Raw genomic sequence first — 23,077 nt, forward strand, 5'->3', positions numbered from 1 at the left:
TTCTGAAAGAATGTATGATGCAATCTTATTAGACTACCTATTTCTGAACACACTCTTATCCTGACTTAAACACCTTCCGACTCTCAGATCAAAAACTTATCTTTGCAGTATGAAATCATTGAAAGTCGTTTTTTTAGGTACTCCTGAGTTTGCAAAAACTTCTTTGGAGGCTATTCATCAATCTCACCATCAGGTTGTAGGGGTTGTAACCGTAGCTGATAAGGCAAGCGGACGTGGTCAGAAAATTAACCAGTCACCTGTAAAAATATATGCTTCAGAACATGATATCCCTGTTTTTCAGCCAGAAAAGCTGAGAGACTCAGAATTTTTAGAGGAACTCAGAAAACTTGATGCAGATGTTTTTGTAGTAGTAGCATTCAGAATGATGCCCAAAGTCCTGTTTGAAATGCCTAGAATGGGAACGTTCAATCTTCATGCTTCTCTTCTCCCGGATTACAGAGGCGCTGCTCCTATCAACTACGCTGTCATCAATGGTGAAAAGAAAACCGGTGCCACTACTTTCTTCATTAATGAAAAAATTGACGAAGGAAATATCCTTCTTCAGGAGGAACTTGAAATCCTGCCTGATGAAAATGCCGGCAGTCTTCATGACAGACTAATGGAAATGGGTTCTAAATTAGTAGTAAGAACATTGGACGGATTGGCTGAAAATGCTATTGAAGAAAAACCTCAGCCACAGGTAGAACATCCTAAAAATGCTTATAAAATTTTTAAAGAAGATACCAGAATTAATTGGGAAGCACCTTCTAAGGCAGTCCATCAGTTCATTTTAGGAATGTCACCCTATCCTGCGGCATTCACTACCTTGAAAATAGGAAGCGAAGAGAAAGGATTAAAAATATTTGCCGGAAAATTTGAAATTTCCAATCATGGTAAACCTGCCGGAACGTTGGATATTTCAAAAAATGAATTCAAAATCTATACTCAGGATGGAGTCTATTTCCCTCAGGAACTTCAGTTAGAAGGTAAGAAAAGAATGACGGTAAAAGACTTCCTGAACGGTTTCAGAAATTTTGACGAAATAACACTGTAATTTCTTCAGATTAAATATAAAGTCACAACAAAATATCTGTTGTGACTTTTTTTTGTGGACTTTCTTTTCTAAACCATTAGGAACAGCAAAGACATGAATGGAAAGTTTTCCTAATCTTTCTTCACAATTTTTCTTCGGACCCTGCTCAAAGACTCCGGAGTTACTCCCAGATAAGCAGCAATCTGAATATTGGTAAGACGATGGGCTGTTTGTGGATAATCCTGTAGGAATTCAATATATCGTTCTTCCGAAGACTTGCTTAAATTATCAAGTATTCTACGCTGTAATGCGATAATTGACCTCTGAAACTTGAGCCTCATCAACTTTTCTACTTCCGGCATTTCCTGATACAGTTTTTCCTTATTTTCTTTTGAAATGAGAAGAATTTCACTGTCTTCCAGCGCCTGAATAGTGAGTTTGGATGGAATTCTATTCACAAAACTATCTATATCAGAGATCCACCAGTTTTCGATGCCAAAATAAAGTATTTGTTCATCAGCATTCCGATCGGTATGAAAAACCTTAAAGCATCCTTTCACTATAAATCCTTCAAATTCACATACACTTCCTTCTGTTAATAAAAATTCTTTCTTTTTTATTTTTCGAAGGGTAAAAGCGCTGCAATATTTTTCCAGCTTTTCATCTGAAATATCAACATACTCCCGGATATGTTTCTGTAAAGACTCGGTCATGCCCTAAAAATAAAAAAAGGTTTAGAAAAATCCTAAACCTTTTCATTCATTTTATAAAACAGTTATTAAAAGCGAAAAAATTTCACTTTTTGCCATTCATTATTATAACTGAACCATCTCAGTAACCTCTACATCATATCCTCCAACCTGAGGTTTGATATTGGGATTTTGAGTGATCACCTTAAACTTATTAATTCCTAGATTTTTTAAGATCTGCGTACCAATCCCGTAATCTCTGTAGTTGTACGCTAATGTAGGATGTTGTTCCTGGCCGTCCTGATAGTTCAAAAACTGCTGGAGTTTTCTCAATGTATTTTCAGAATTGGAAACATTATTAATGAAGATGATCGCTCCTTTTCCGGCTTCGTTCACCATATTGGTTACTTTTTCCAATAAAGGTTTTTCCCCATTGTTTAATCTTGTGAGTACATCAAAATAGGAATCTGAAGACTGTACTCTTACCAGAACAGGCTCATCTACTGTCCACGTTCCTTTTGTCAATGCAAAGTGGATCTGATCATTAGAAGTCTCTCTGAATGCATAAAAGTCAAAATCACCATAGTGTGTTTTTACTTTTTTCTCTTCCAGTCTTTCAACAAGGTTTCCTTTTTTAAGCTGATAGTGGATCAAATCTTCAATAGAAACGATTTTCATATCATGCTTTTGAGCAAATGCATGAAGTTCAGGTAAACGGGACATCGTTCCGTCTTCATTCATGATTTCGCAGATAACACCTCCTTCTTTCAATCCAGCTAAGTGGGTAAGGTCAATTGCAGCTTCGGTGTGTCCCGCTCTTTTCAATACACCTCCTTTTCTCGCACGAAGCGGGAAAATATGTCCTGGTCTCATAAAATCTGTAGGCTTAGATTTTTCATCCATCAAAGCTAAAATCGTTTTTGCTCTGTCTCCTGCAGAAATCCCTGTAGAAGTTCCATTTCCTAAAAGGTCAACAGATACAGTGAAAGCAGTTTCTTTTGGATCGCTGCTTCTGCTTACCATTACTTCAAGCCCAAGTTCATCACATCTTTTTTCAGGAAGCGGCATACAGATAAGCCCTCTTCCATGAAGTGCCATGAAATTGATAATTTCCGGTGTTGTTAATTCTGCTGCACAAAGAAAATCTCCTTCATTCTCTCTGTCTTCATCATCTACTACTATGATTATTTTCCCATTTCTAAGGTCTTCAATAGCCTCCGGAATAGTATTTAATTTAATATCAGACATTTTACTTTTTATTTGTGTGCAAAGATACTCATAAAAATAAGCATCTGCCAATTTATATGAATGGTTTATTACGCTTTGGATAAGGAGTTCACCGCGGCTCTGATGATCTCATAAGATCTTAACCTTTTATGGTGATCATAAATATGAGAATTAACCATAAGCTCATCCACATTGAACCTTTCCTGAAAGTCTTTAAGTTTCTCCTGAATCTCGGCTTGGTCTCCGATAAAAGTATATCTAAGTTTCTGTAAAACCATAGATTTTTCCATAGGCGACCAGATTTCGTCCATATCATCCACTGGTGGCGCAAAAGGTTTTCTGTCATTTCTAACAATATTAATGAATGCCTGAAATAAAGTAGTGGAGATTTTATGAGCTTCCTCAGAAGTTTCCGCAGCTACTCCGTTAACACAGGCAATAATATAAGGTTTATCCGAATATTGTGAAGGTTGAAAATGTTCTCTATAAATTTTAAAAGCCATTTCCATCTGCTCCGGAGCAAAATGCCCGGCAAAAGCATATGGTAAACCAAGTTCGGCCGCCAGCCATGCGCTGTCTGTACTGGATCCTAAAATATAAAGTGGAATATCTAATCCTTCTCCGGGAATGGCACGAACCATCGCATCTGAATTTTCCTTGGAAAAATACCTTTGAAGTTCTAAAATCTGTCTTGGAAACTGCTCGTTGATAATAGCAGGATTTCTCCCCAAGGCTTGGGCCGTTAAACCATCAGTTCCGGGAGCTCTTCCCAATCCAAGATCAATTCTTCCGGGGAAAAGGGATTCCAGTGTTCCGAATTGTTCTGCAATAATCAGAGAACTGTGGTTAGGCAGCATAATACCTCCTGAACCTACTCTTATTTTTTTTGTTCCATTGGCAATAAAACCAATTAAAACTGAGGTTGCAGAACTGGCAATACTTTCCATATTATGGTGTTCTGCCAGCCAGAATCTTTTATAGTCTAAACTTTCTACGTGATTGGCTAAGGACAAACTGTCCTGAAAAGTATCATGAATGCTTTTGCCCTGCTTTACCGGTGCAAGGTCTAAAACAGAAATTTCAAAATTTTTCATATTGAGATTATTTTTAAAGGTGATACAGGATCTCCTTTTTTAAGTAATATTAAAAACCATACAAATTTAAAACATCTGAATTGCATTGGTTACTTTTTGTAATTAATAGGATCTATCAATAAGGTCAGGGAAAAACTATTGGTATTGAATTTTACTCAAACATTCTTACTTGCATACTTTGGATAAAACAAAAATTCGGTATAACAAATGATCACAAAATTAAAATTGAATCATAATCAATAAATATCAATATTTAATTAAAAATAACTCATTACAAAGAGAAATAATCTTATATTAGTATAACAATTTGAAAAAAACTTTATCATGAGCAAAAAAACCAACAACCTGTTTTCCAGAAAAGTATTTACAATAAGAACCTTTCTGCTGGGAATTATTATAGCTGCAATATTCTCTTCATGCAGTAAAAACAATGAAGAAATGGCAAGCGAAACTCAAACTAATGCAGTTAACACAGCTAATCTTAAAAAGGGACAATTGGACGGGCAGGAAATTACGTATGAAAGAAAAAATGGTATGAATTTCTTTCAGGGTGATATTGTTATTTCAGATCAGCAACTGGCAGAGAATGGTGCATCTAATAAAGGAGGTGCCAGTTTATACAGATGGCCCAACCGTACAATTTACTACACTATTGCGAATAATATGGGGTCCATTAATATCAATAAAATCAATACTGCTGTTAATGAATACAATTCTAAAACAAATACCCGCTGGGTTCAGCGCACCAACCAATCTAATTATGTAGAATTTATTTTCGGAAGCTCAACCGGAGCAGACGGATGGGCACACATCGGGTATCAGGGTGGCAAGCAGACAATCTCCCTGGACCAATATATTTCCGTAGGATCAGTAATTCATGAAATGGGACATACAGTAGGGCTTTATCACGAACATGCCCGTAAAGACAGAGACCAATATGTAAGCATCCAGTGGAACAATATCCAGGACGGACAGGCTTATAATTTTAATAAATATACTTCAGGAACAGATATAGGACCGTTCAACATCAATTCTGTGATGATGTACTGGCCCAATTCTTATTCTAAAAATGGTTTACCTACCATTAAAAGAGCAGATAACACTAATTTTACCTACAATAGAACAGGGTTTACTACAGGAGATATTAATACCATTAATGCGATGTATCCTTAATTAATGCCAAAGTCTTATTACTATATTTAAAGCAAGAAAAGAATTCGCTAGGAATTCTTTTCTTTTTTATAATTGTAATGATTGATTAATATTCTGATCTCGTTGAATTCAAAATGGCTTGGTAAAGCATTTTTCCACTCCGTTAAGGTCTCATGTGGATTTTTATAAAACTCATCTTCAAATGCTTTGATCTTATCCGAAGTAATAACTCTTGCAATATCCAGCAATCCCTGTTCAGCAAACTTGGCAAGGTGACCAATCACGGTTTCTTTTACCAACCCTCTTTCCAAAGCAATTTCACCAATGGTTTTTCCCTGTTCAAAAAGCTGGAACGTCAGAACCTGTGAGGGAACTTTAGCAATCTTCATACTAACTTCCTTATCATTCTTTTCGTCCAGAAGTTTTGTTTCAAGCAGATGGATATCTTTTAAGTTGTTCAGGTATTCTTCAATATCTTCCAGCCAGCTTTTTACTTCTTCATTGTACTGTTTCAGTCCTTTCGCTCCTTTGATTTCAGCATAAAATTCTTTCAACGGGTCAAAAATTTTATTTCTGGTCTCAGTAAAGAAGAAATTAACAGCACCTTTTGATTTGCTTTCAATTTCGGACCATTGCTCTTTCTGTTCAATAAAGTTATTCACCTTCTGAAAGATGACCCGTTCCAGTTTTTCAAAGATTTTCCCAAGATTGGTAGCTTCATGTTTTAACTGAAGATAAAGCTGATTGGCTTTAACATGATCTATATTTTTAGTCGCTATCGACAGTTTATTCCATTCCTCTACTTCATTTAAAAACCACATACAGTCAACCGTACGGAGAACTTTTCTGATGCTGTAATCATATTTTTCCTGATTCAGAATAGCTTCCACATGATCGTTGGCAACGGTATCACTATGGAAATTCAGGATTCTGTTGTCTTTAAAAATAACCTCAGGAGTAATTTTTGATTTTAAAACAATACCTTCCAACGTTCGGCAGCGTGATAATGCTACATATACCTGACCTGCCGTAAAACTTTTTCCTGCATCGATAATCACTTTATCAAAGGTAAGCCCCTGGCTTTTATGGATGGTAACTGCCCAGGCTAATTTGATCGGGAACTGTTCAAAACTGCCCAATACTTCTTCTTTGATCGTCTTATCAGTATCCAGAAAATATTTTTTCTGTTCCCATGTTTCTTTTTTTACGGTAATTTCTCTTTCACTTTCATCCAGAACCACACGAATCTCATCTTCATCCAATCCAACAATTTCCCCGAGCTTTCCGTTGAAATATTTCTTTTCTCCGGAAATATCATTCCTGATAAACATGATCTGGGCTCCAATTTTCAGCTCTAAAAACTGGTCATTAGGAAACTGGCTTTCCTTAAAATCACCAACTAGCTTTGCCTCATAAGTTTTAGCGTCTACTTTTATTTCTTTCAGTTTCTCCTGATTGATCTCGTCTGCCATTTTATTATGAGAGCACAGGTAAACATATGATTCTTTACCCATATCAAAATCCGGATCGTATCTTTTATTCAGGTGGTCGAAATCTATATTTGCTACATCACCATCACGGATAGCATTCAAAATCTCAAGAAATTCCTGGTCAGACTGGCGGTAAACTTTTGTAAGCTCAATTGTCACAATCGGAATATCCTTGATTGCATGGCTATCGAAAAAGAAGGGAGAATCATAATACATTTTTAAGACATGCTCATCTCTTACCACCGGTGGCAGCTGGAACAGATCTCCGATGAACAGCATCTGTACTCCACCAAAACGTTGATTATTTCTCCTGATAAACCGTAATGAAAAGTCCATCATATCCAGAACATCTGCCCTCAGCATGGAAACCTCATCAATAATAATGATCTCAACCTCTCTTAAAAGCTTTAGTTTATCTTTACGGTATTTAAAATGCGGCATCAGATCGGCAATATTATTAGCCAAGCTGCTGTCTATCCTTTCCGTTGTAGGCAGAAAAGTTCTCAGCGGCAATCCGAACATTGAATGGATGGTTACCCCACCCGCATTAATTGCTGCAATCCCTGTAGGAGCAATAACAATATGCTTTTTCTTTGTTCGTTTTACAAAATCATTAAGAAATGTGGTTTTTCCTGTTCCGGCTTTTCCCGTCAGGAAAACACTTCTGTTCGTGTACTCTATTAAGTCAAAAAAATGATTATTCATCGTTGTCAAAAATACGGAAATGAATTTGATTTTCTTACCTTGGCATAAGTTTTGAAAATTCTTAAAAAGAAAAAAGTCTATTGTGAAAAAATTTTTCCTCCATACTCCGGCAATAGTATTATGTACTACCTTAATGCTGGTTTCCTGTAATTCAACGAAGAACCTTGACACTAATCTTCCTATAGATATTGCCAACAGACCTGCTGATGAAGACAGCCAAAAGTATGACCAGGCACAGCTGGATAAACTAAAAGCATCCATTGAATCTGAAACTAAAGGAGAAGAATGTACGAATGGTGATAGCTGGACGTTTGCACCCATGGGGATAAAATCCTGTGGCGGACCTCAGCAATACATTGCTTATCCTAAAAAAATTGAAGCTTCTATTCTTCCAAGAATTAATGAGTATACGGATAAAGTAAGGATTTTTAATGAAAAATATAATATTATGTCTGATTGTATGGTAATTCCCCCTCCAGCATATGTTAAGTGCATTAAAGGAGAGGCAAGGCTGATTACACCAGACTCAAAATAAAAACAAAGCAAAGGTTCTATATCAAATCGATACTAAGACTTGATATACAAAGCTCCGTCTTCCGACAGAGCTTTTGTTGTTTTATATACCAGTTAAGACAGGAGATAAAAACAATTTCTTACAACTCGTGATTCTTAACATTCTCCTTATACCAGGATGAGTACTTCACATAATTATCTGCAATTCTGTTCACTTCTCCTTCCAATAACTGAGCGTTAATATCCTTGATCTTTTTAGCAGGAACACCCCCCCAGACTTCTCCTGATTTAATATGCGTTCCCTGAGTCACCACAGAACCTGCCCCAACGATCGAATTTTCCTCTACAAGACAGTCATCCATCACAATGGCCCCCATTCCAATCAGAACATTATCTTTGATCGTACAGCCGTGAACAATGGCATTATGACCAATGGAAACATTATTTCCGATATTCAGAGGGTGCTTCTGATAGGTACAGTGCAGCATGGCATTATCCTGAACATTTACTTTATCTCCCATCCTGATATAATGAACATCACCTCTGATTACGGCATTATACCAGACACTACAGTCTTTTCCCATAGTAACATCTCCGATAATGGTAGCCGTTTCAGCTAAAAATGTATTCTCTCCGATCTGTGGTATTTTACCTAAAAGTTCTTTTATAAGTGCCATAGTTTTAATTTGAAAATTTGAAATAAGCCCATTTGAAAATCATCATTTCTTATCTCTGATCTCTAGCATCTAACTTCTAAATTACAGCGATAGCAAAAATCTAACTCTCATTTTCCAGCTTCTAACTTCTAATGCGTATTTTTGTATCTCAAATTTAACGAAAAAATGCGTACCGTACTTATAGAACCAACCGAAAACCCAAAAGTGATGAAATTTGTAGCAGATTACAACTTGATTCCGGGGTCTTTAGAGCTGGACAGAAATTCAGATATTTCAGAAATTCCTTTGGCACAGGAACTTTTCAATTATCCGTTTGTAGAAAGAATTTTCATTACAGCTAATTTTGTAGCAGTAGCTAAACAGGATACTATTGAATGGGAACACGTAGCTGAAAGCCTGAAAAACGTAATTGAAGACGAATTATTGGCTAACCCAAGAATTTATCTTCAGAAGAAAAAAGAGATGTATCAGATCTATTCTGAAATGACTCCTAACCCTAATGTAATGAAGTTTGTTTCCAGCAAACTGCTTATGGAGGGATTTGTAGAAGTAAAATCAAAAGAGGCTGCGGCAGAAGTTCCTTTAGCAGCGGCGATCTTCAACGAATTTGAATTTGCAACGGAAGTTTTCATTTCTGATAACTTCGTAGCTGTTACCAAAGACAATTCTGTAGAATGGCATCAGATTATGATTACCGTTCGTGCCCTTATTGCAGATTATCTTCAGAATGGTGGTGAAATTTCTAAAATTGAGCCTCAGAAGCATGAAAATCCTGTAGAAAAAATCATCAACAGGGATTATACCGAAGATGAGCAGAAAATTTCTGATATCCTGAATGAATATGTAGCGCCTGCAGTAGAAAATGATGGTGGGAAAATTTCTTTAATGGAATATGATGAATCCAGCAAAACAGCTAAAATGCTTTTACAGGGAGCCTGCTCAGGATGTCCTAGCTCTACAGCTACTCTAAAGAACGGAATTGAAAATATTTTAAAACAATTCGTTCCGGATCTTGTAGAGAGAGTGGAAGCTGTAAACGGATAATCACTATTTCATGGCCAACAACAAAAAGATACTCATCATTATTGGTAGTGCTACTAATAATTCAAGTAATCAGAAACTGATGGAACAGGTATTAGAAAAAAATTCCAATGTTCATTTTCAGATGTATGACAATCTTTCTGTTCTTCCCCATTTTGATACTTCATTAACTGATCTGGATACTCCTGAGGAAATTGTAAAGATCAGAAGATACATTAATGATTCGGCAGGAGTTATCATTTCTACTCCGGAATATATTTTCAGTATTCCGAGCAGATTAAAAAACCTGTTGGAATGGTGCGTTTCCACCAATGTATTTCTGGATAAGCCTACAGCGATTATTACAGGTTCTGCCAGTGGAGAGAAAGGTCATGAAGAGCTATCATTGATTTTAAAGACCCTTGGTGCTGTTGTTAATGATAAACATCAGCTATTAATCAAGGCGATAAAAGGTAAGTTTGGGCCTGATGGCTCAGTTGAAAATAATACCTTTGCTAAAGTATTGGAACTGGTAACAGATTTTGAACAATCTGTTTCATCATTAAAATAAAAAAATTGAATAAAAAAGGAATTTTACTGGTCAACCTTGGATCACCAAGATCTACAGCTGTAAATGACGTAAAGGAATATCTTGATGAATTTTTGATGGACGAAAGGGTAATTGATTACCGTTGGATCTTCCGGGCACTGCTGGTTCAGGGGATTATCCTGAAAACAAGACCTGCCAAATCTGCCGAAGCCTATAAAACGGTATGGACGGATGAAGGTTCACCATTGATTGTCATTACTGAAAAGATCCAGAAAAAACTTCAGAAACTGGTAGATGTACCTGTGGAGATCGGTATGCGATATGCAGAACCCAGTATTGAAACCGGAATTCAGAAACTGGTAGATCAAGGGATTACTGAAATTGTTCTTTTCCCTTTGTATCCGCAATATGCAATGAGTACTACAGAAACTGTTATTGAAAAGGCGGAGGAGGTAAGAAAAAAGAAATTTCCAACCATAAAGATCAATTATATCCAGCCTTTCTACAACAGAGATATTTATATCAACTGTCTTGCAGAAAGCATTAAAGAAAAGCTTCCCGAAAATTTTGATGCCCTTCAGTTTTCTTATCATGGAGTTCCGGAGAGACATATTTATAAGACAGATCCTACCAAAACCTGTAATCTTAATGACTGTTGCTCCAGAGAAGATAATCCAAGTCACCAGTTCTGTTACCGTCATCAATGTTATAAAACAACGCAGCTTGTCATCGATAAATTGGATTTACCTAAAGAAAAAACCATTGTTTCTTTCCAGTCAAGGTTAGGAAAAGACAAGTGGATTGAACCTTATACAGACGAAACACTTGAGGCACTTGGTAAAAAAGGAGTAAAAAATCTGGCCATTGTATGTCCGGCTTTCGTTTCCGACTGTCTTGAAACATTGGAAGAGATTTCTGTTGAAGGAAAAGAACAGTTCATACATGGTGGTGGAGAAAGTTTCCATTATATACCATGCCTGAATGATGAAGACAGATGGATTGAAGTGGTAAAAATTCTTTGTGAAGAAAAACTGAACGATTTCTATTTGGTTTAATTTATCTTACTTAAAATATATAAAAGGCCGCAAGAATTCACTTGTGGCCTTTTTATTGAAATATATTAAAATTTGGTTTATTTTTTAATCAGGTTTCCTGCTTTTTGCCCATTCACAGTTACAATATAAACTCCGGAAAGCATATTAGATGGTAACTGTATGTCAAGTTTATTTGCTCCATCTGTAAGAGTAACTTTTTCAGAAAGTTCTTTTCTTCCGTTTAAATTCACTACTTCTACAGTTCCTTTACCTTGTTTTCCATTAAATGTTACAGTAAATCTGTCTGTTGCCGGGTTCGGGCTGATGGTATAAGCTGAAATATTTGAGGTTGATGCTACAAGTCCGGCAGGAGAAGTTCCTCCTCCAACACCTACTGCATCCCATGCATTGGCAACCTGTGTTACTTCATTGCTGCCCGCACCGTATAAATCTGCTGCTGCCTGAAGAGAATATGTTCTTGTATTTGCATAATTGGATGACGAAGTCAGATAAGTTGTCAATGTTCTGTAAGCGATAGCTCCAGCCTTATCAAGTCCGATTCCCGAAACATTATAAGCAAATCCTTTATCATTGGTACCAGATCCTCCGGTTACTAACAAATAATACCAGAAGTTAAGCACTCCAGAGTTGGTATGTACCCCACAATAATCATTAGATTGGCTAGGAGTTACACAACCTGAAGTTGTAGTTGTTTTCCAGTAAGTTCCCATATAAGTATCAGGTTGGCTGTAAGCATTAGGATTCGCCATATTTCTGATCACATAATTGAAATCTTCTCCAAGTGTCCAGCTTGCCTGCGTAGGTCTTGCCCAACGCTCAATTGTATTTCCGAAAATATCTGAGAAACCTTCATTTAAAGCTCCTGATTCTCTCTGATAAGCCAGGTTAGCTGTTTTGGAAGTTAAGCCGTGTGTGATTTCATGACCGCACACATCTATTGCTGTTAAAGGTTTTCCACCGTTTGTTGTAGAACTTCCGTCACCATAAGTCATTCTGGAACCATCCCAAAATGCATTAAAATAGTTGGTAGAATAATGCACATAAGATTTAATAGCGAAATTATTATTATCAATACTCTTACGGCCGTATTTTGTATAAAAATAATCTACTGTCATTTCTGCTCCCCAATGAGCATCTGTAGCGTATTGATCTTTATTGGTATTAACATTATTCCAGTTATTATCTGTGTCTGTAAAGTCTACTGCAGAAGCATAGTTGGTTCCTTTTTTCAGGTTATATGTTTCCACCGCTGTTCCTGCATTTCTTCCTGTTTCTCTTAAACGATAGCTTCCGTTATAAGAATCTGTAGTTATACTACGGGTTCCGCTGTATCCTGTAACGGCTGTTCCCGGGCTGTTCACTTCATGGATAATAGCATCTACTCCAAGTACTTTCCCGTTTTTAGCATCTACGAAAACATATTGTCTGCTTAATGGTTTTTCAGCATAGATATCAAATTTATAAGCCAGCCTTAAATCATTCAGTTTGTCATCATCAGGGTCTGAATAATAGACTAACTCTCCTTTAGGGGCAAAGCTTGCATTAGGATCTCCTGTTTCTTTTTTAAGAAAATCTTCCTCTTCTTTGTTTTTCCACTTATAGGATTCTGCCCCTACAAATGATAAAGCACTTTGCAATGCTTCATTTTCAGTAAGGTTGGCACTTTTGTCAAGTTCCTTAGAAACTTTAACAACCCATTTCCCTGATTGCCCTACAATTTTACCGTTTTTAGTCTGTACTGCCATCATTCCGTATTCTACAGGAATATCATTAACAGTTTGCTGAAATCTTTGAGTTTCAAAACCTAATGCATCTTTTTCTGAGCCTAATTTGCGAGCCTGTCCCGGAGAAAGTCTTTGAGTGGCTTCATCAAATAAAACGGGACTTCCCTGGAAGGCCGGAGCGTTTTTGTCAAATCTGAGAAACTCTGCGTGTAATCCATTTTTACCGGAGATTACTTTTGATGGAGTATTTTGCCCAAAAACGAAAGAGCAGGCTGCAACGCTCGCTGCTAAAATAAATTTTGCTTTCATAAATAATATTTGTTTAACGTGAAAACGAAGTTATAAACTTTTCACAATAAAACACTATATGTGTTGATAAAAATTCAATAGAAAATATAAATCAATAAATAAACCATAATTATAATTTTAAAACAAAGAGAAATAATTAAAAATAATTTTATTATTATGGAAATTTTTCATGAATTTAATTAATAGAAATCTATATTTTGTGAATTATTTTTTTCATTATGCTGTGCATTTTATTGGATATATTTTATTAAAATCTGTTAGATTTATAAAAAAATAAGGCTTCCTCTAGAGAGAAAGCCTTTATATATCCTAAAAATATGCTTCTTATTTTCTAACAGGAGTCCTGAATTCCCCATACCCTATCAGCCCATCATAATTCCGCCCGAAAGGAGCATAGTAAAGAAATGCCTGATAAAGGTTTTCTGTCTGCCAGAAGTTACCGTTCACTTCACCAAAATCTAAGGGGCCATCACCTTGCTTTGTAGCAAGAACATAGTTATAAAATCCTTGTTTCAGAAATAACCTGGCAACATATTGTTTTGTTGCCGCATCATACTGCATCTGGTTTTCCTTACTTGGTTTAAAACCATTGAATCCACCCAGAATATAGATGTCTTTATCTACCGGATCCGATTCAAGATAAAAATAGACCCATGAATAATCTGCTTCTCTTTCGGCATCCCTTTCTCTTCCCAGATCATTTCTTCTGTAATACCAGGCTCCGTTTACATCAGGCTGATATTGATAATTTAAAGGAAATGCCCATACGGGATGCAGATATGTATGATTGATATCATCTTTCACTTCTACTGCCCGAACCATATCTGCAGCAATCGTCATATTCTTATTATCGAAATAATAAAACTCGTTGTCTCCGGGAAAAGCTAGATTCATCTGCTGAAAAAGTAACTGATTGCCTAAAACAGTACTTGGCTTCAGATTAGAAATCACCATATTGGGGTTGTTATTCTGCATCACATTCAAACTCATAGAGTTTACGTTGGAAGAAAGATCACCCGCTTTCGGTGAGGCTTTTATTTCTACTCTTTGATTGATATTAGGATTCTTAGCATCTGCAATCCTTGAAACATTTACTCCCAGAGAGGCTGCATCTTCTACCAGATAGAAACGTCTTTTAAACAGAGGTTTATCTGCAGAATCTTTATAAACAATCAGCTCAAAGTTTCCTGATATTTTCGGCTGGATTTTATCATTGGGAAAAGTCAGTTTATAATGGGTATAAGCTTGTAAGGTATTGAATGAATACTGAAATTTATCCAATAACCCATTCATACTTCCGGTAGCTATTTCTGTAAAAAACAGATTATCATCGTTCCAGTTTCTGTCATAGTGCTTAATGGTATACCGATAGATCTCGCTGCCATTGGTAAGATCATCAAAACTCAACACCAATTGTTCACCGAACCTGATGACCGGTGTTTCATCATTCGTCTGAGGGTTAAACAGCTGGATGCTTTGGATATTTTGTCCATACATCAGTCCACCCAGGGAAAGTAAGAGTATTCGCAAAGTTTTCATTATGACGAAGATAACGAAAAATAGCCATTTTCTTAATAATATCGTATTTTTGAATAAAAATATTCAGATCATGCTTCAGATTCAAGGCTTCGTATGCAACTTTGCAAGTGAAAACACCTATATACTTTATAATGAAAACAAAAATGCCTGGTTAATAGATCCGGGAAATATGAATGAACAGGAAACTAAAGCTATTGATAACTTCATTAAAGAAAAAGGGCTGAACATTCAGAAAATTCTTTTAACCCATGCTCATATTGACCATGTTTTAGGGCTTCAGTGGGCATTTGATACATTCAAAGTTCCGGTACATATGCATCAGGAAGATCAGGAAGTTCTTGATATGCTTCAGGCGAGTGGAATGAGATTCGGATTCCCAGTTGATCCTGTAAAAGTAGATATCGTATACGTTAAGGAAGGGGAAGAACTTGAACTAGATGGAGAGAAGTTTAAAATCTATCATGTTCCAGGGCATTCTCCGGGAAGTGTTGTATATCACAACGAAAATCAGAAATTCATGATCTCCGGGGATGTCCTTTTTGAAGGCAGCATTGGAAGAACAGATCTCTATAAAGGAAATTACGAACAATTAATTGATGGCATTAAAACAAAGCTTTTCGTATTGGATCCTGAAACAAAAGTTTTCTCAGGCCATGGAAATCCTACATCAATTGGATTTGAAAAGCAATATAATCCGTTTTTTAAATAAAATGAAAATTCCTACACTTATTTTCCAGTAAGTTTGGAAGCTTTAGTCATCATTATACTCAACCCATAAGTATTCAATTAAAATGGCATCAAAAAAAATATCTACTTTATTTTTCATCTTGTTTTTTTTCATCATAAAAGTAAATGCTCAGTTTGTAGGATATTATAAGTTGGACAACGAAGATTTAGATTCACCAAATCCTTCATTATTTATATTACCCAACAACGAATTTTATTTTTTCAAATATGGTAGCTGGAAAACCGGGAAATGGTCTAAAATTGATGAAGATAATATATTACTAACTGAAGTTAAAGCTGAAGATAATTCTTTTGATGTTTATGGAAAATTTGATGAAAATAAAAAAGAGATTACCATTAATCTATTTGGTTATTTAAATGGAACCGTTAAGTCTTATGCTTTTATAAATTTTTCAAAGGATGTAGCAGCTTCTGAGAAAAAATTTCAGCCTATTTTTAACGATGATAAAAAGTTGTTTGAAAATAATTATGTGATCACTCAAAAAAACAATGAGTATAACTGGATTACAATCAGTATTCCCCGCAGCACCAATAAGGAAAAATATAAAATCAGTTATCCTTTAGATGCTTTGAGTTACAGATTCCCCATGAATAAAAAGTTTAATTACTACATTGTCATAAAAAACATTGATTCTATTCTACCGCCTGTAACCTTAAAACTTACAAAACAAAATAAAAATTATTACCTCGGTTTTGATAGATATATAAAACAGAAAGACCTAACAGCAGCTGAAACATTGAAAAAAATTCAAGATGCCAAAATATCAACGGGCAATGAAAGTTCTAAAAAGAATTTAGGAACTAAAATTCCCTATCAATCTGTTGAAAAAATCATCATAAATCAAACTTCAGTTCTTAATTCGCAAAACGAATAATAGATAATAATACGAATGAATAAATTTAATATCCCACATATTGTGGTGACACAGAGTTTTGAAGTTTAAGATAAAAATCAGTTTAATCAACTAAGAATATAAAAAATAAAAACCGTCAGGACCAAGCCCTGACGGTTTCGTGTTATAAAGAAATAGAATTTAGAAATCTAAAGTGATTGAAGCTCTGGCAGCTGCTCCCATGATAGGTCTAGCCATTCTGAGATTTCCTGCAGCCATCTGAGACCTTGGGTCTCCTTCTGTAATTCCAATCGTATTGAAGATATTGATTCCATCTACAGCAAAACGAATTTTACCCAGCTGATAAGACATTCCTGCTCCAAATTCAGTAAAGGAAGGTAAAATGTTATCATCTGTATTTCCTTCATCCTGGAAACGCTTTCCATAATAATTCATGCTTACATACGCTCTCCAATCTTTGGTAATATTCACTGCGGGAGAAATATTGAAATAAAACTTAGGAATTCTTCTTACAACATTACCACTATAATCGAAGGTAGTACCATTGGCATTTCTTCCGGTAAAGTCTTTATATTTCGGATTTTGAATAGTACCGTTGAAAGTAACTTCAAAGATATTATTGAATAATCTTGCATATCCTTCAATTTCAACCCCGAAATTGGTAGTGTTGGCAAATTTATTTTCTGAAGTTCCATCTGAATAAACATCCGTAAACGAAAGGTTTTTAAGCGCAGAATAAAAAGGAATCACCGCAATATCGAAAGTACGGGAATAATATTTATATCCCACTTCCAATTGGTTTGTCAGTACAGGCTTTACAGCATTCAGGTTACCTATATTATTGTAGTAAGCTTCTTCATTAGGCGATCTGAAACCATGAGAGAAACGGGCATATACCGCATTTTCACGATTGATCTTATAGTTGGAAGCCAGTGTATAAGATACCTTGTTAATATCATAATACCAATACGTAAACTGATTTCCCAGAACATTCATATTATCATCTGCTGTAGTGGTATTAAAACCATGAGTTCCATCAACCGTTAGACCTGAATTATCAAGATTGGCAGTAGTGGTATTTACTTTATATCCTCTGTAATAATCACGGCTGTAACGGATTCCTCCATTAAAGCTTAACGCATCAGTTATATTATAATCCAGATTTAAATAAAGATCGTTCAGACTTCCCTGAATCTGCGAATCTCTAAGCAAACTGGACATATTGAGAACTCCATTATAGGTTTTAGAATATCCTGTACTGCTTGGGGTAAGGGAAGGATCAACCAGATTTAACAGTTCAGGTCGGTCAGTAGCAGTGGCCAGAATATTACTCCAGTTCCAGTATTGATGGGATTTCCAGTTTGATTTATAAAATCCGGCCGTTACATTCCCTTTATCGAATTTGTAGTTGAACTGCAGGTCATTCACAAAATTATTCATCTGCTTATCTATAGCCCAGAACCCCAATTTCTGAACAAACTGAGGTGATACCACCGCTCCGCTGCTTACCAGGGAATATTGATAATTAGTCATTCCCAGTCCTCCTTTATCAATTGGTTTTGTAGCGAAATCTGCCCCGGTTTGAGGTGCTCCTGCCGGGAAAATCCCTGTATAGTTCATATCAATATTGGTATATCTGGTTTTATTGATAACGCTGAAGTTTCCACCCAGATCATATTTAAACTCAGCTCCTAAAACATCTACTTTCGGATGAATTCCATCTTCAAGATTTCTGCTGAAAAAACCACCACCCGCCTGCGGAATATTTAACTGACTGATAGCTCTGTAACTATACGTTCCATAATTTGGGTCAAAACCAGAAAACCCTTTCAGTTTATCCCCATCCTGCGTTAATGGAATCGGAAGGAAGAATGTATTTCTGTCATCCAGTTTTTTATAGTAAATTTTAGCATAACCTTTATCAAAGACATACTTCAGGTTCATTCTGATCTGGCCTCCATTATTGGCTTTAAAACCTGTTTTTCTGATTCCGTCATCAGATCTGTAGAAACCGCCAATATTGAAAAATAATTTATCTTTTACCAAAGCACCTCCTACATTAAGGTCTGTACGGATTAATCCATAGGTACTGGTTTCAAGCTTTGCACTCCCTTTAAAATCATTGGTTCCTTCTTTAGAAATAAAGTTGATTAGTCCTCCCGGGGAATTGTTGGCATAGATAGATCCGGAACCTCCTCTTAAAGCTTCCAGACGGCTTACCGTATTATCTACACGAAAAAAATTATCAGCATTGGCAAACTGAAGTGCTCCATCTTCAAAAACGGGTAAACCATCCTCCTGAATCTGTACAAACTCATAAGCTCCGGCAGATGGAATTCCTCTTGCAAAAAGGTTATTTCCTACTTCGCCTCCTGAGGTTTCTACAGCAAATCCTGGCACTCTTTGAAGCAAGGCAGCAGCACTGATTGGATTCTGCTTTTGAATTTCCTTAGCACTGAATGTTGAAATAGCGGTACTGGATTCTATTTTTTTCTTAGGATTGGAATTCCCTGTAATGACCACCTGATCAATAGAAGAAACTTTCACGGAATCTTGTGGAGTTTCCTGTGCATATGCTTTATTGAAATACAATACAGCAGTTGCGGCAATTAAAAAGATTGATTTTTTTTTCATAGCCCTATTTTTTATTGTTAGTTTCAGTTTTGTTGTAGTTTTAAATACACACCATTCGTCCACCCAAATCCATCCTGGTTGGGATATTCCCCGCCGCCTGCAATTGTTTCCGTATCTAATGCATTATATTTTTCCATCAGTTTTCCAGTGTTTTTATAAACTCTTTCTACATTGGAACTCCAGTTGTTTTTTATTTTTTCTGCCAGCTCAACAAAGCCGTAATTTTTCATTGCTTTAAAGCCCAGCCATTGATAGGGTGCCCACGCATTGGGTAAATCCCATTGCTGCCCAGATTTCTTTGTAGTAGTAACCAACCCTCCCGGATATAAAAATTTTTCAGAAATGGTTTCAGCTACTGCCTGACTCTGTTCCTGATCTGCAATTCCTAAGAATAAAGGGTAAAGAGCAGCAATATGTTCAGACGGTGTTTTTGTGTTTTTTTTGATATGATAGTCTCTGTAAATCTTCGTCTTTTCATCCCAGAAGTATTTATTAATCATATGTCTTCGCTTTGCTGCTCTTTCAGTAAAATAATTTTCTTTGTCACTCAGATTCTGAAGTCCTGATGATTTTGCCAATGTATTTTCCAAATGCCATAAAAGACAATTTAAGTCTACCTCAGCAAGATTCAGGGTTTCTATCGTCTGGATATGCTCGCCGTCTGCAAACCATCTGCTGGAAAAATCCCAGCCGGATTCGCAGGCGCTTCTTATATTTCTGTAAAATTCTTCTCCAGAAGCATTTTCCTGATCTTCAATATCGATCAGATAGCTTTCAGGCCGAGGTTCATTTTCTGTATCATAATATCTGTTCAATATGTCTCCATCCTGGGTTTTCACTACCCTTCTTATACCTGAACCTCTTTCTGTTTCTTCTTCCCCACTCATCCAGAAAGCATATTCTTTTTCTAAAATATCATGGTATTTTGTATAAATAGTTTCATCATCTTTTGTCTCAGAAAGAAGTTCCAGCATCAGTGAAAAATACGGGGGCTGTGAACGGCTTAAAAAATGAGTTCTGCTTGCATTGGGAACAAAGCCTGTATTCTGAATCAGATAAGCACAGTTCTCCACAATATTCTCCATCATTTCCACTCTTCCGGAAACCTGAAGCCCAAGCATAATAAAATAGCTATCCCAATAAAAAAACTCATTGAAACGCCCTCCCGGAACAATATAAGGCTTTGGTAATTTTAATAATGTTCCCTTTTCTTCATAAGCTGTACGTGTCAGCTCATCCCAAAGCTTTTCAATATGCTGCCCAATCGGAAAGTGATCTTCTCTCTGAACAGATACCCTGGCGCCTAAAAAATCAAAATGAGCCATCACAAAATCTTTAAGGTCAAAACCGGGAGAATCTTTTTCCTGTTCATATTTTCCATTAATCTCCGCAATCGGAAATAAAGGAACAGCATCTGTCATCATTTTCTGATCTTCAAAAATCTTTGACTTCTGTACTGCATCGAAAAGGATTTGGATTTCATTAATATAAAGCTGATTACTCATAGTTATTTTTTAGGATTAATTTTTAATTTATTCATGAAAATGGCTGAAGTGATTAACAGCGAAAGAGGAATCAGGGATAGATAAAATGCTTGTTGCCCACTGAATTCCTGAAACACAAAACCTGTAATGATAGAACCTATTGTTCCTCCAATCGCGGAAAAAACTACAATTAAACCGGACATTGCACTGTGTAAATATTTAGGAATTGAAGCCAGAATCACAGAGTTGATACTCGGATAGATAGGAGCCAGCAAACCGCCCATTAATGGAAATAAATACACAACAAGTGGAGCATTCAGCCAGTTTGTGCCTGCATCAATATGGATATTATGAGTTAAGGGAAGCACTAAAAGTAAACTTACAGCAAAACCAATAACACAGAATGAGACCACATAAACCCAACTGATCTTCCTGGAAAAGAAGCCGGACAAAAATCTTCCCAGTGCAAAGGCTCCGGCTAAAACAGCTCCCGCCTGAATACTCATGGAAGTAGGAACTTTTAAAATTTCTTTATAAAATGTAGGGGTCCATGTCTGGAAACTCTGCTCTACCAATACAAAAAGGAAAGCACATAATAAAAAACACAATACTTTTTTATAACTGAATAAACTTGCACTGTTTTTCAGATCCCCTAACCAGTCGGTTTTTTCACTTTTTGCCTCTTTTTCATTTAATTCTGAAAAGAATAAGAAAAGGAATGACAGCAAAGAAAGACCTCCCAGAACCCAGTATACATTCAGCCAATGAGTCGATTTCGGGTTATGATCGTCAATGTATAAACTGAACAAGACATTTCCCGCCAATACTCCAATCATGAAAAAACCTTCCAAAAAGCCCATAAAGCTTGAATGTTCTTTATCTGTTTCCGTTACCAAACCAATAGAGGTAAAAACAGAAATTTTAATTAATGCAAAAGAGACTCCTACAATAGCAAATAATAACTTAAAGAACCAAAAATCATCCGTAAATGGCATTACAAAGCACATTCCGCTAACAAGGAACAGCGCAATCAGCATTGAATTTCTGATTCCTATCTTAGGAAGAAACGATGCGAGAATGAAGGAACAGATTGCAATCGGAAGATCTTTAAACCCTTCCAATACGCTGGCTGATGATTTTGAAATTCCAAAGTTCTGCTGAACCTGCAAAATAACAGTTCCCACAGAATTCAGAAGAATTGCGAAAACAAAATAGTTCAAAAATAGAACCGCCTTGATATTGAAATTTTTCATTCAGGTTATTTCTTTGCGGCTAAGATAGAAGCATTTCTGTTCACAATAATTTAACACAATAAACCATTATTTGAACAATATTAATATAATTAGTATTTTTAGCGATCAAATATGATTAATTAAATGAAAGTTACTTTTGAAAGAGTAATTCCTAATGAGAAAAGCTCATTTCGTACAATTCATAATAACTCTCCTATTTCGGAATTTAAATGGGAGTATCATTATCATCCCGAAATTGAGTTGGTATGTGTCATTTCCGGGACCGGAACCCGCCATGTTGGTTATCATAAAAGCAATTATACCCATGGAGATCTCGTTCTGATAGGTTCTAATATTCCACACTCAGGATTTGGGCTGAATTCTATTGATCCGCATGAGGAAATTGTTCTTCAGTTCAAGGAGGAAATCCTTCAGTTTCCCCAGCAGGAGGTAGAAGCCCGATCCATTAAAAACTTGCTGGAACTTTCAAAATACGGGATTCATTTTCATCATAAAGTAAAAAAAAGCCTGCTTCCAAAATTAAGGCTCATGCCCGAATCGGAAGGTTATAAGAGATACCTGCTGCTGCTGGAGATTCTTTTCGAATTGTCAAAATGTAAAGACTATGATCTTTTGAACAGGGAGATTATGCCCTATACCATTATTTCAAAGAACAAAACCCGTCTTGAGAATATTTTCACCTATGTTGAACATCAATATGATAAAGAAATCAATATTGAAGAGGTAGCTAAACTGGCCAATCTTACTTTGCCGGCCTTTTGTAATTTCTTTAAAAAAGCAACCCAAATTACCTTTACGGAATTTGTAAACCGATACCGCATTAATAAAGCCTGCCTGATGATGATTCAGGACAAGAGTATTTCAGAATGCTGCTACAACTGTGGCTTCAATAATGTAACTTATTTTAACAGGATGTTTAAGAAATATACGGGGAAAACCCCCTCTGAATTCATTAAGAATCATTCTCACGATAATCTTGCTATCTGAAAGACAATAAGAATATATTTTTTACTGTTTTCAGATATATATATCACTTTTTTCAGATAAAACCAATACATTTCATCAAATGTAAAAAGGCTTTTCTTATGTATTCATAAGCATTCGGACCAGCTTGTTTATCACCATGTAATGACTTAAAAATCAATGAATTAAAATTTTTATTTTATAATTTTTTTTATATATTTGTTTTATAAAAACATAAAAAAAAATTATACTAATCCTTCACTCCAGCATCATGCCCAAGTAGGTGTATATACTGATTCTTTTTAAGAATTGGTCAATACCCATTTTAAACAGTCAGCATTACAAATGCCTGAATGCGGGATTAC

Annotated in this window: 19 protein-coding genes; 9 read left to right on the forward strand and 10 right to left on the reverse strand. The window is 36.0% G+C overall.

Going from position 1 to position 23,077, the window contains the following annotated elements; genetic code table 11:
- Positions 1-109: 109 nt before the first annotated feature.
- On the forward strand, positions 110-1,054 hold the full coding sequence (gene fmt, locus EG339_RS00835) for a methionyl-tRNA formyltransferase (RefSeq protein WP_123868443.1): 945 nt from the start codon (positions 110-112) through the stop codon (positions 1,052-1,054).
- A gap of 110 nt (positions 1,055-1,164) precedes the next feature.
- On the opposite strand, the gene EG339_RS00840 is transcribed toward fmt, so the two are convergent.
- The 3 genes from EG339_RS00840 to EG339_RS00850 form a co-directional block, all read right to left on the reverse strand.
- Positions 1,165-1,746, reverse strand: coding sequence for a Crp/Fnr family transcriptional regulator (locus EG339_RS00840; protein ID WP_123868444.1), 582 nt, complete (start codon positions 1,744-1,746; stop codon positions 1,165-1,167).
- Between the two features lie 102 nt (positions 1,747-1,848).
- Complete coding sequence (gene ribB, locus EG339_RS00845; RefSeq protein ID WP_123868445.1) at positions 1,849-2,970, reverse strand: 3,4-dihydroxy-2-butanone-4-phosphate synthase; 1,122 nt, start codon at positions 2,968-2,970, stop codon at positions 1,849-1,851.
- A gap of 68 nt (positions 2,971-3,038) precedes the next feature.
- A complete protein-coding gene (locus EG339_RS00850; protein WP_123868446.1) occupies positions 3,039-4,043 on the reverse strand; it encodes an LLM class flavin-dependent oxidoreductase in 1,005 nt (334 codons plus the stop codon).
- Positions 4,044-4,367: 324 nt separating this feature from the next.
- Between EG339_RS00850 and EG339_RS00855 the strand changes: the two genes are divergently transcribed.
- Positions 4,368-5,216: a M12 family metallopeptidase gene (locus EG339_RS00855; protein WP_123868447.1), complete on the forward strand. Its 849-nt coding sequence runs from the start codon at positions 4,368-4,370 to the stop codon at positions 5,214-5,216.
- Between the two features lie 47 nt (positions 5,217-5,263).
- Here EG339_RS00855 and EG339_RS00860 read toward each other — a convergent pair whose 3' ends face one another.
- Complete coding sequence (locus EG339_RS00860) at positions 5,264-7,390, reverse strand: helix-turn-helix domain-containing protein (protein WP_123868448.1); 2,127 nt, start codon at positions 7,388-7,390, stop codon at positions 5,264-5,266.
- 82 nt (positions 7,391-7,472) lie between these two features.
- Between EG339_RS00860 and EG339_RS00865 the strand changes: the two genes are divergently transcribed.
- Complete coding sequence (locus EG339_RS00865; RefSeq protein WP_123868449.1) at positions 7,473-7,925, forward strand: hypothetical protein; 453 nt, start codon at positions 7,473-7,475, stop codon at positions 7,923-7,925.
- A 118-nt stretch (positions 7,926-8,043) separates the two neighbouring features.
- Here EG339_RS00865 and EG339_RS00870 read toward each other — a convergent pair whose 3' ends face one another.
- Positions 8,044-8,580, reverse strand: coding sequence for a gamma carbonic anhydrase family protein (locus EG339_RS00870; protein WP_123868450.1), 537 nt, complete (start codon positions 8,578-8,580; stop codon positions 8,044-8,046).
- Between the two features lie 165 nt (positions 8,581-8,745).
- Between EG339_RS00870 and EG339_RS00875 the strand changes: the two genes are divergently transcribed.
- The 3 genes from EG339_RS00875 to hemH are packed head-to-tail and all read left to right on the forward strand — an operon-like array spanning position 8,746 to position 11,205.
- On the forward strand, positions 8,746-9,624 hold the full coding sequence (locus EG339_RS00875; protein ID WP_123868451.1) for a NifU family protein: 879 nt from the start codon (positions 8,746-8,748) through the stop codon (positions 9,622-9,624).
- Between the two features lie 10 nt (positions 9,625-9,634).
- Positions 9,635-10,171 carry an NADPH-dependent FMN reductase gene (locus tag EG339_RS00880; RefSeq protein WP_123868452.1) on the forward strand — a complete coding sequence of 179 codons (537 nt, stop codon included), beginning with the start codon at positions 9,635-9,637 and terminating at the stop codon, positions 10,169-10,171.
- Between the two features lie 5 nt (positions 10,172-10,176).
- Positions 10,177-11,205, forward strand: a complete 1,029-nt coding sequence (hemH, locus tag EG339_RS00885) for a ferrochelatase (protein WP_123868453.1) — start codon at positions 10,177-10,179, stop codon at positions 11,203-11,205.
- 77 nt (positions 11,206-11,282) lie between these two features.
- Here hemH and EG339_RS00890 read toward each other — a convergent pair whose 3' ends face one another.
- The gene (locus EG339_RS00890; protein ID WP_123868454.1) at positions 11,283-13,238 is read right to left on the reverse strand and encodes a M4 family metallopeptidase; all 1,956 of its coding nucleotides are present in this window, start codon (positions 13,236-13,238) and stop codon (positions 11,283-11,285) included.
- A gap of 324 nt (positions 13,239-13,562) precedes the next feature.
- The gene (locus EG339_RS00895) at positions 13,563-14,777 is read right to left on the reverse strand and encodes a type IX secretion system plug protein (RefSeq protein ID WP_123868455.1); all 1,215 of its coding nucleotides are present in this window, start codon (positions 14,775-14,777) and stop codon (positions 13,563-13,565) included.
- A gap of 70 nt (positions 14,778-14,847) precedes the next feature.
- Between EG339_RS00895 and EG339_RS00900 the strand changes: the two genes are divergently transcribed.
- Together EG339_RS00900 and EG339_RS00905 are read left to right on the forward strand one after the other, a co-directional pair.
- Positions 14,848-15,486, forward strand: coding sequence for an MBL fold metallo-hydrolase (locus EG339_RS00900; protein WP_123872593.1), 639 nt, complete (start codon positions 14,848-14,850; stop codon positions 15,484-15,486).
- Positions 15,487-15,568: 82 nt separating this feature from the next.
- A complete protein-coding gene (locus tag EG339_RS00905) occupies positions 15,569-16,399 on the forward strand; it encodes a hypothetical protein (protein WP_123868456.1) in 831 nt (276 codons plus the stop codon).
- A gap of 159 nt (positions 16,400-16,558) precedes the next feature.
- On the opposite strand, the gene EG339_RS00910 is transcribed toward EG339_RS00905, so the two are convergent.
- The 3 genes from EG339_RS00910 to EG339_RS00920 are packed head-to-tail and all read right to left on the reverse strand — an operon-like array spanning position 16,559 to position 21,749.
- Positions 16,559-19,012 (reverse strand): TonB-dependent receptor, encoded by a 2,454-nt coding sequence (locus EG339_RS00910; protein ID WP_123868457.1) that lies wholly within the window; start codon positions 19,010-19,012, stop codon positions 16,559-16,561.
- Between the two features lie 23 nt (positions 19,013-19,035).
- Positions 19,036-20,517 carry a trehalase family glycosidase gene (locus EG339_RS00915; protein ID WP_123868458.1) on the reverse strand — a complete coding sequence of 494 codons (1,482 nt, stop codon included), beginning with the start codon at positions 20,515-20,517 and terminating at the stop codon, positions 19,036-19,038.
- 2 nt (positions 20,518-20,519) lie between these two features.
- The gene (locus EG339_RS00920) at positions 20,520-21,749 is read right to left on the reverse strand and encodes an MFS transporter (RefSeq protein ID WP_123868459.1); all 1,230 of its coding nucleotides are present in this window, start codon (positions 21,747-21,749) and stop codon (positions 20,520-20,522) included.
- Positions 21,750-21,872: 123 nt separating this feature from the next.
- Here EG339_RS00920 and EG339_RS00925 point away from each other — a divergent pair, with 123 nt between their 5' ends.
- Complete coding sequence (locus EG339_RS00925) at positions 21,873-22,736, forward strand: AraC family transcriptional regulator (protein WP_123868460.1); 864 nt, start codon at positions 21,873-21,875, stop codon at positions 22,734-22,736.
- The last annotated feature ends 341 nt before the right edge of the window (positions 22,737-23,077 follow it).

The organism is Chryseobacterium bernardetii (assembly GCF_003815975.1).
Classification (GTDB): Bacteria; Bacteroidota; Bacteroidia; order Flavobacteriales; family Weeksellaceae; genus Chryseobacterium; species Chryseobacterium bernardetii.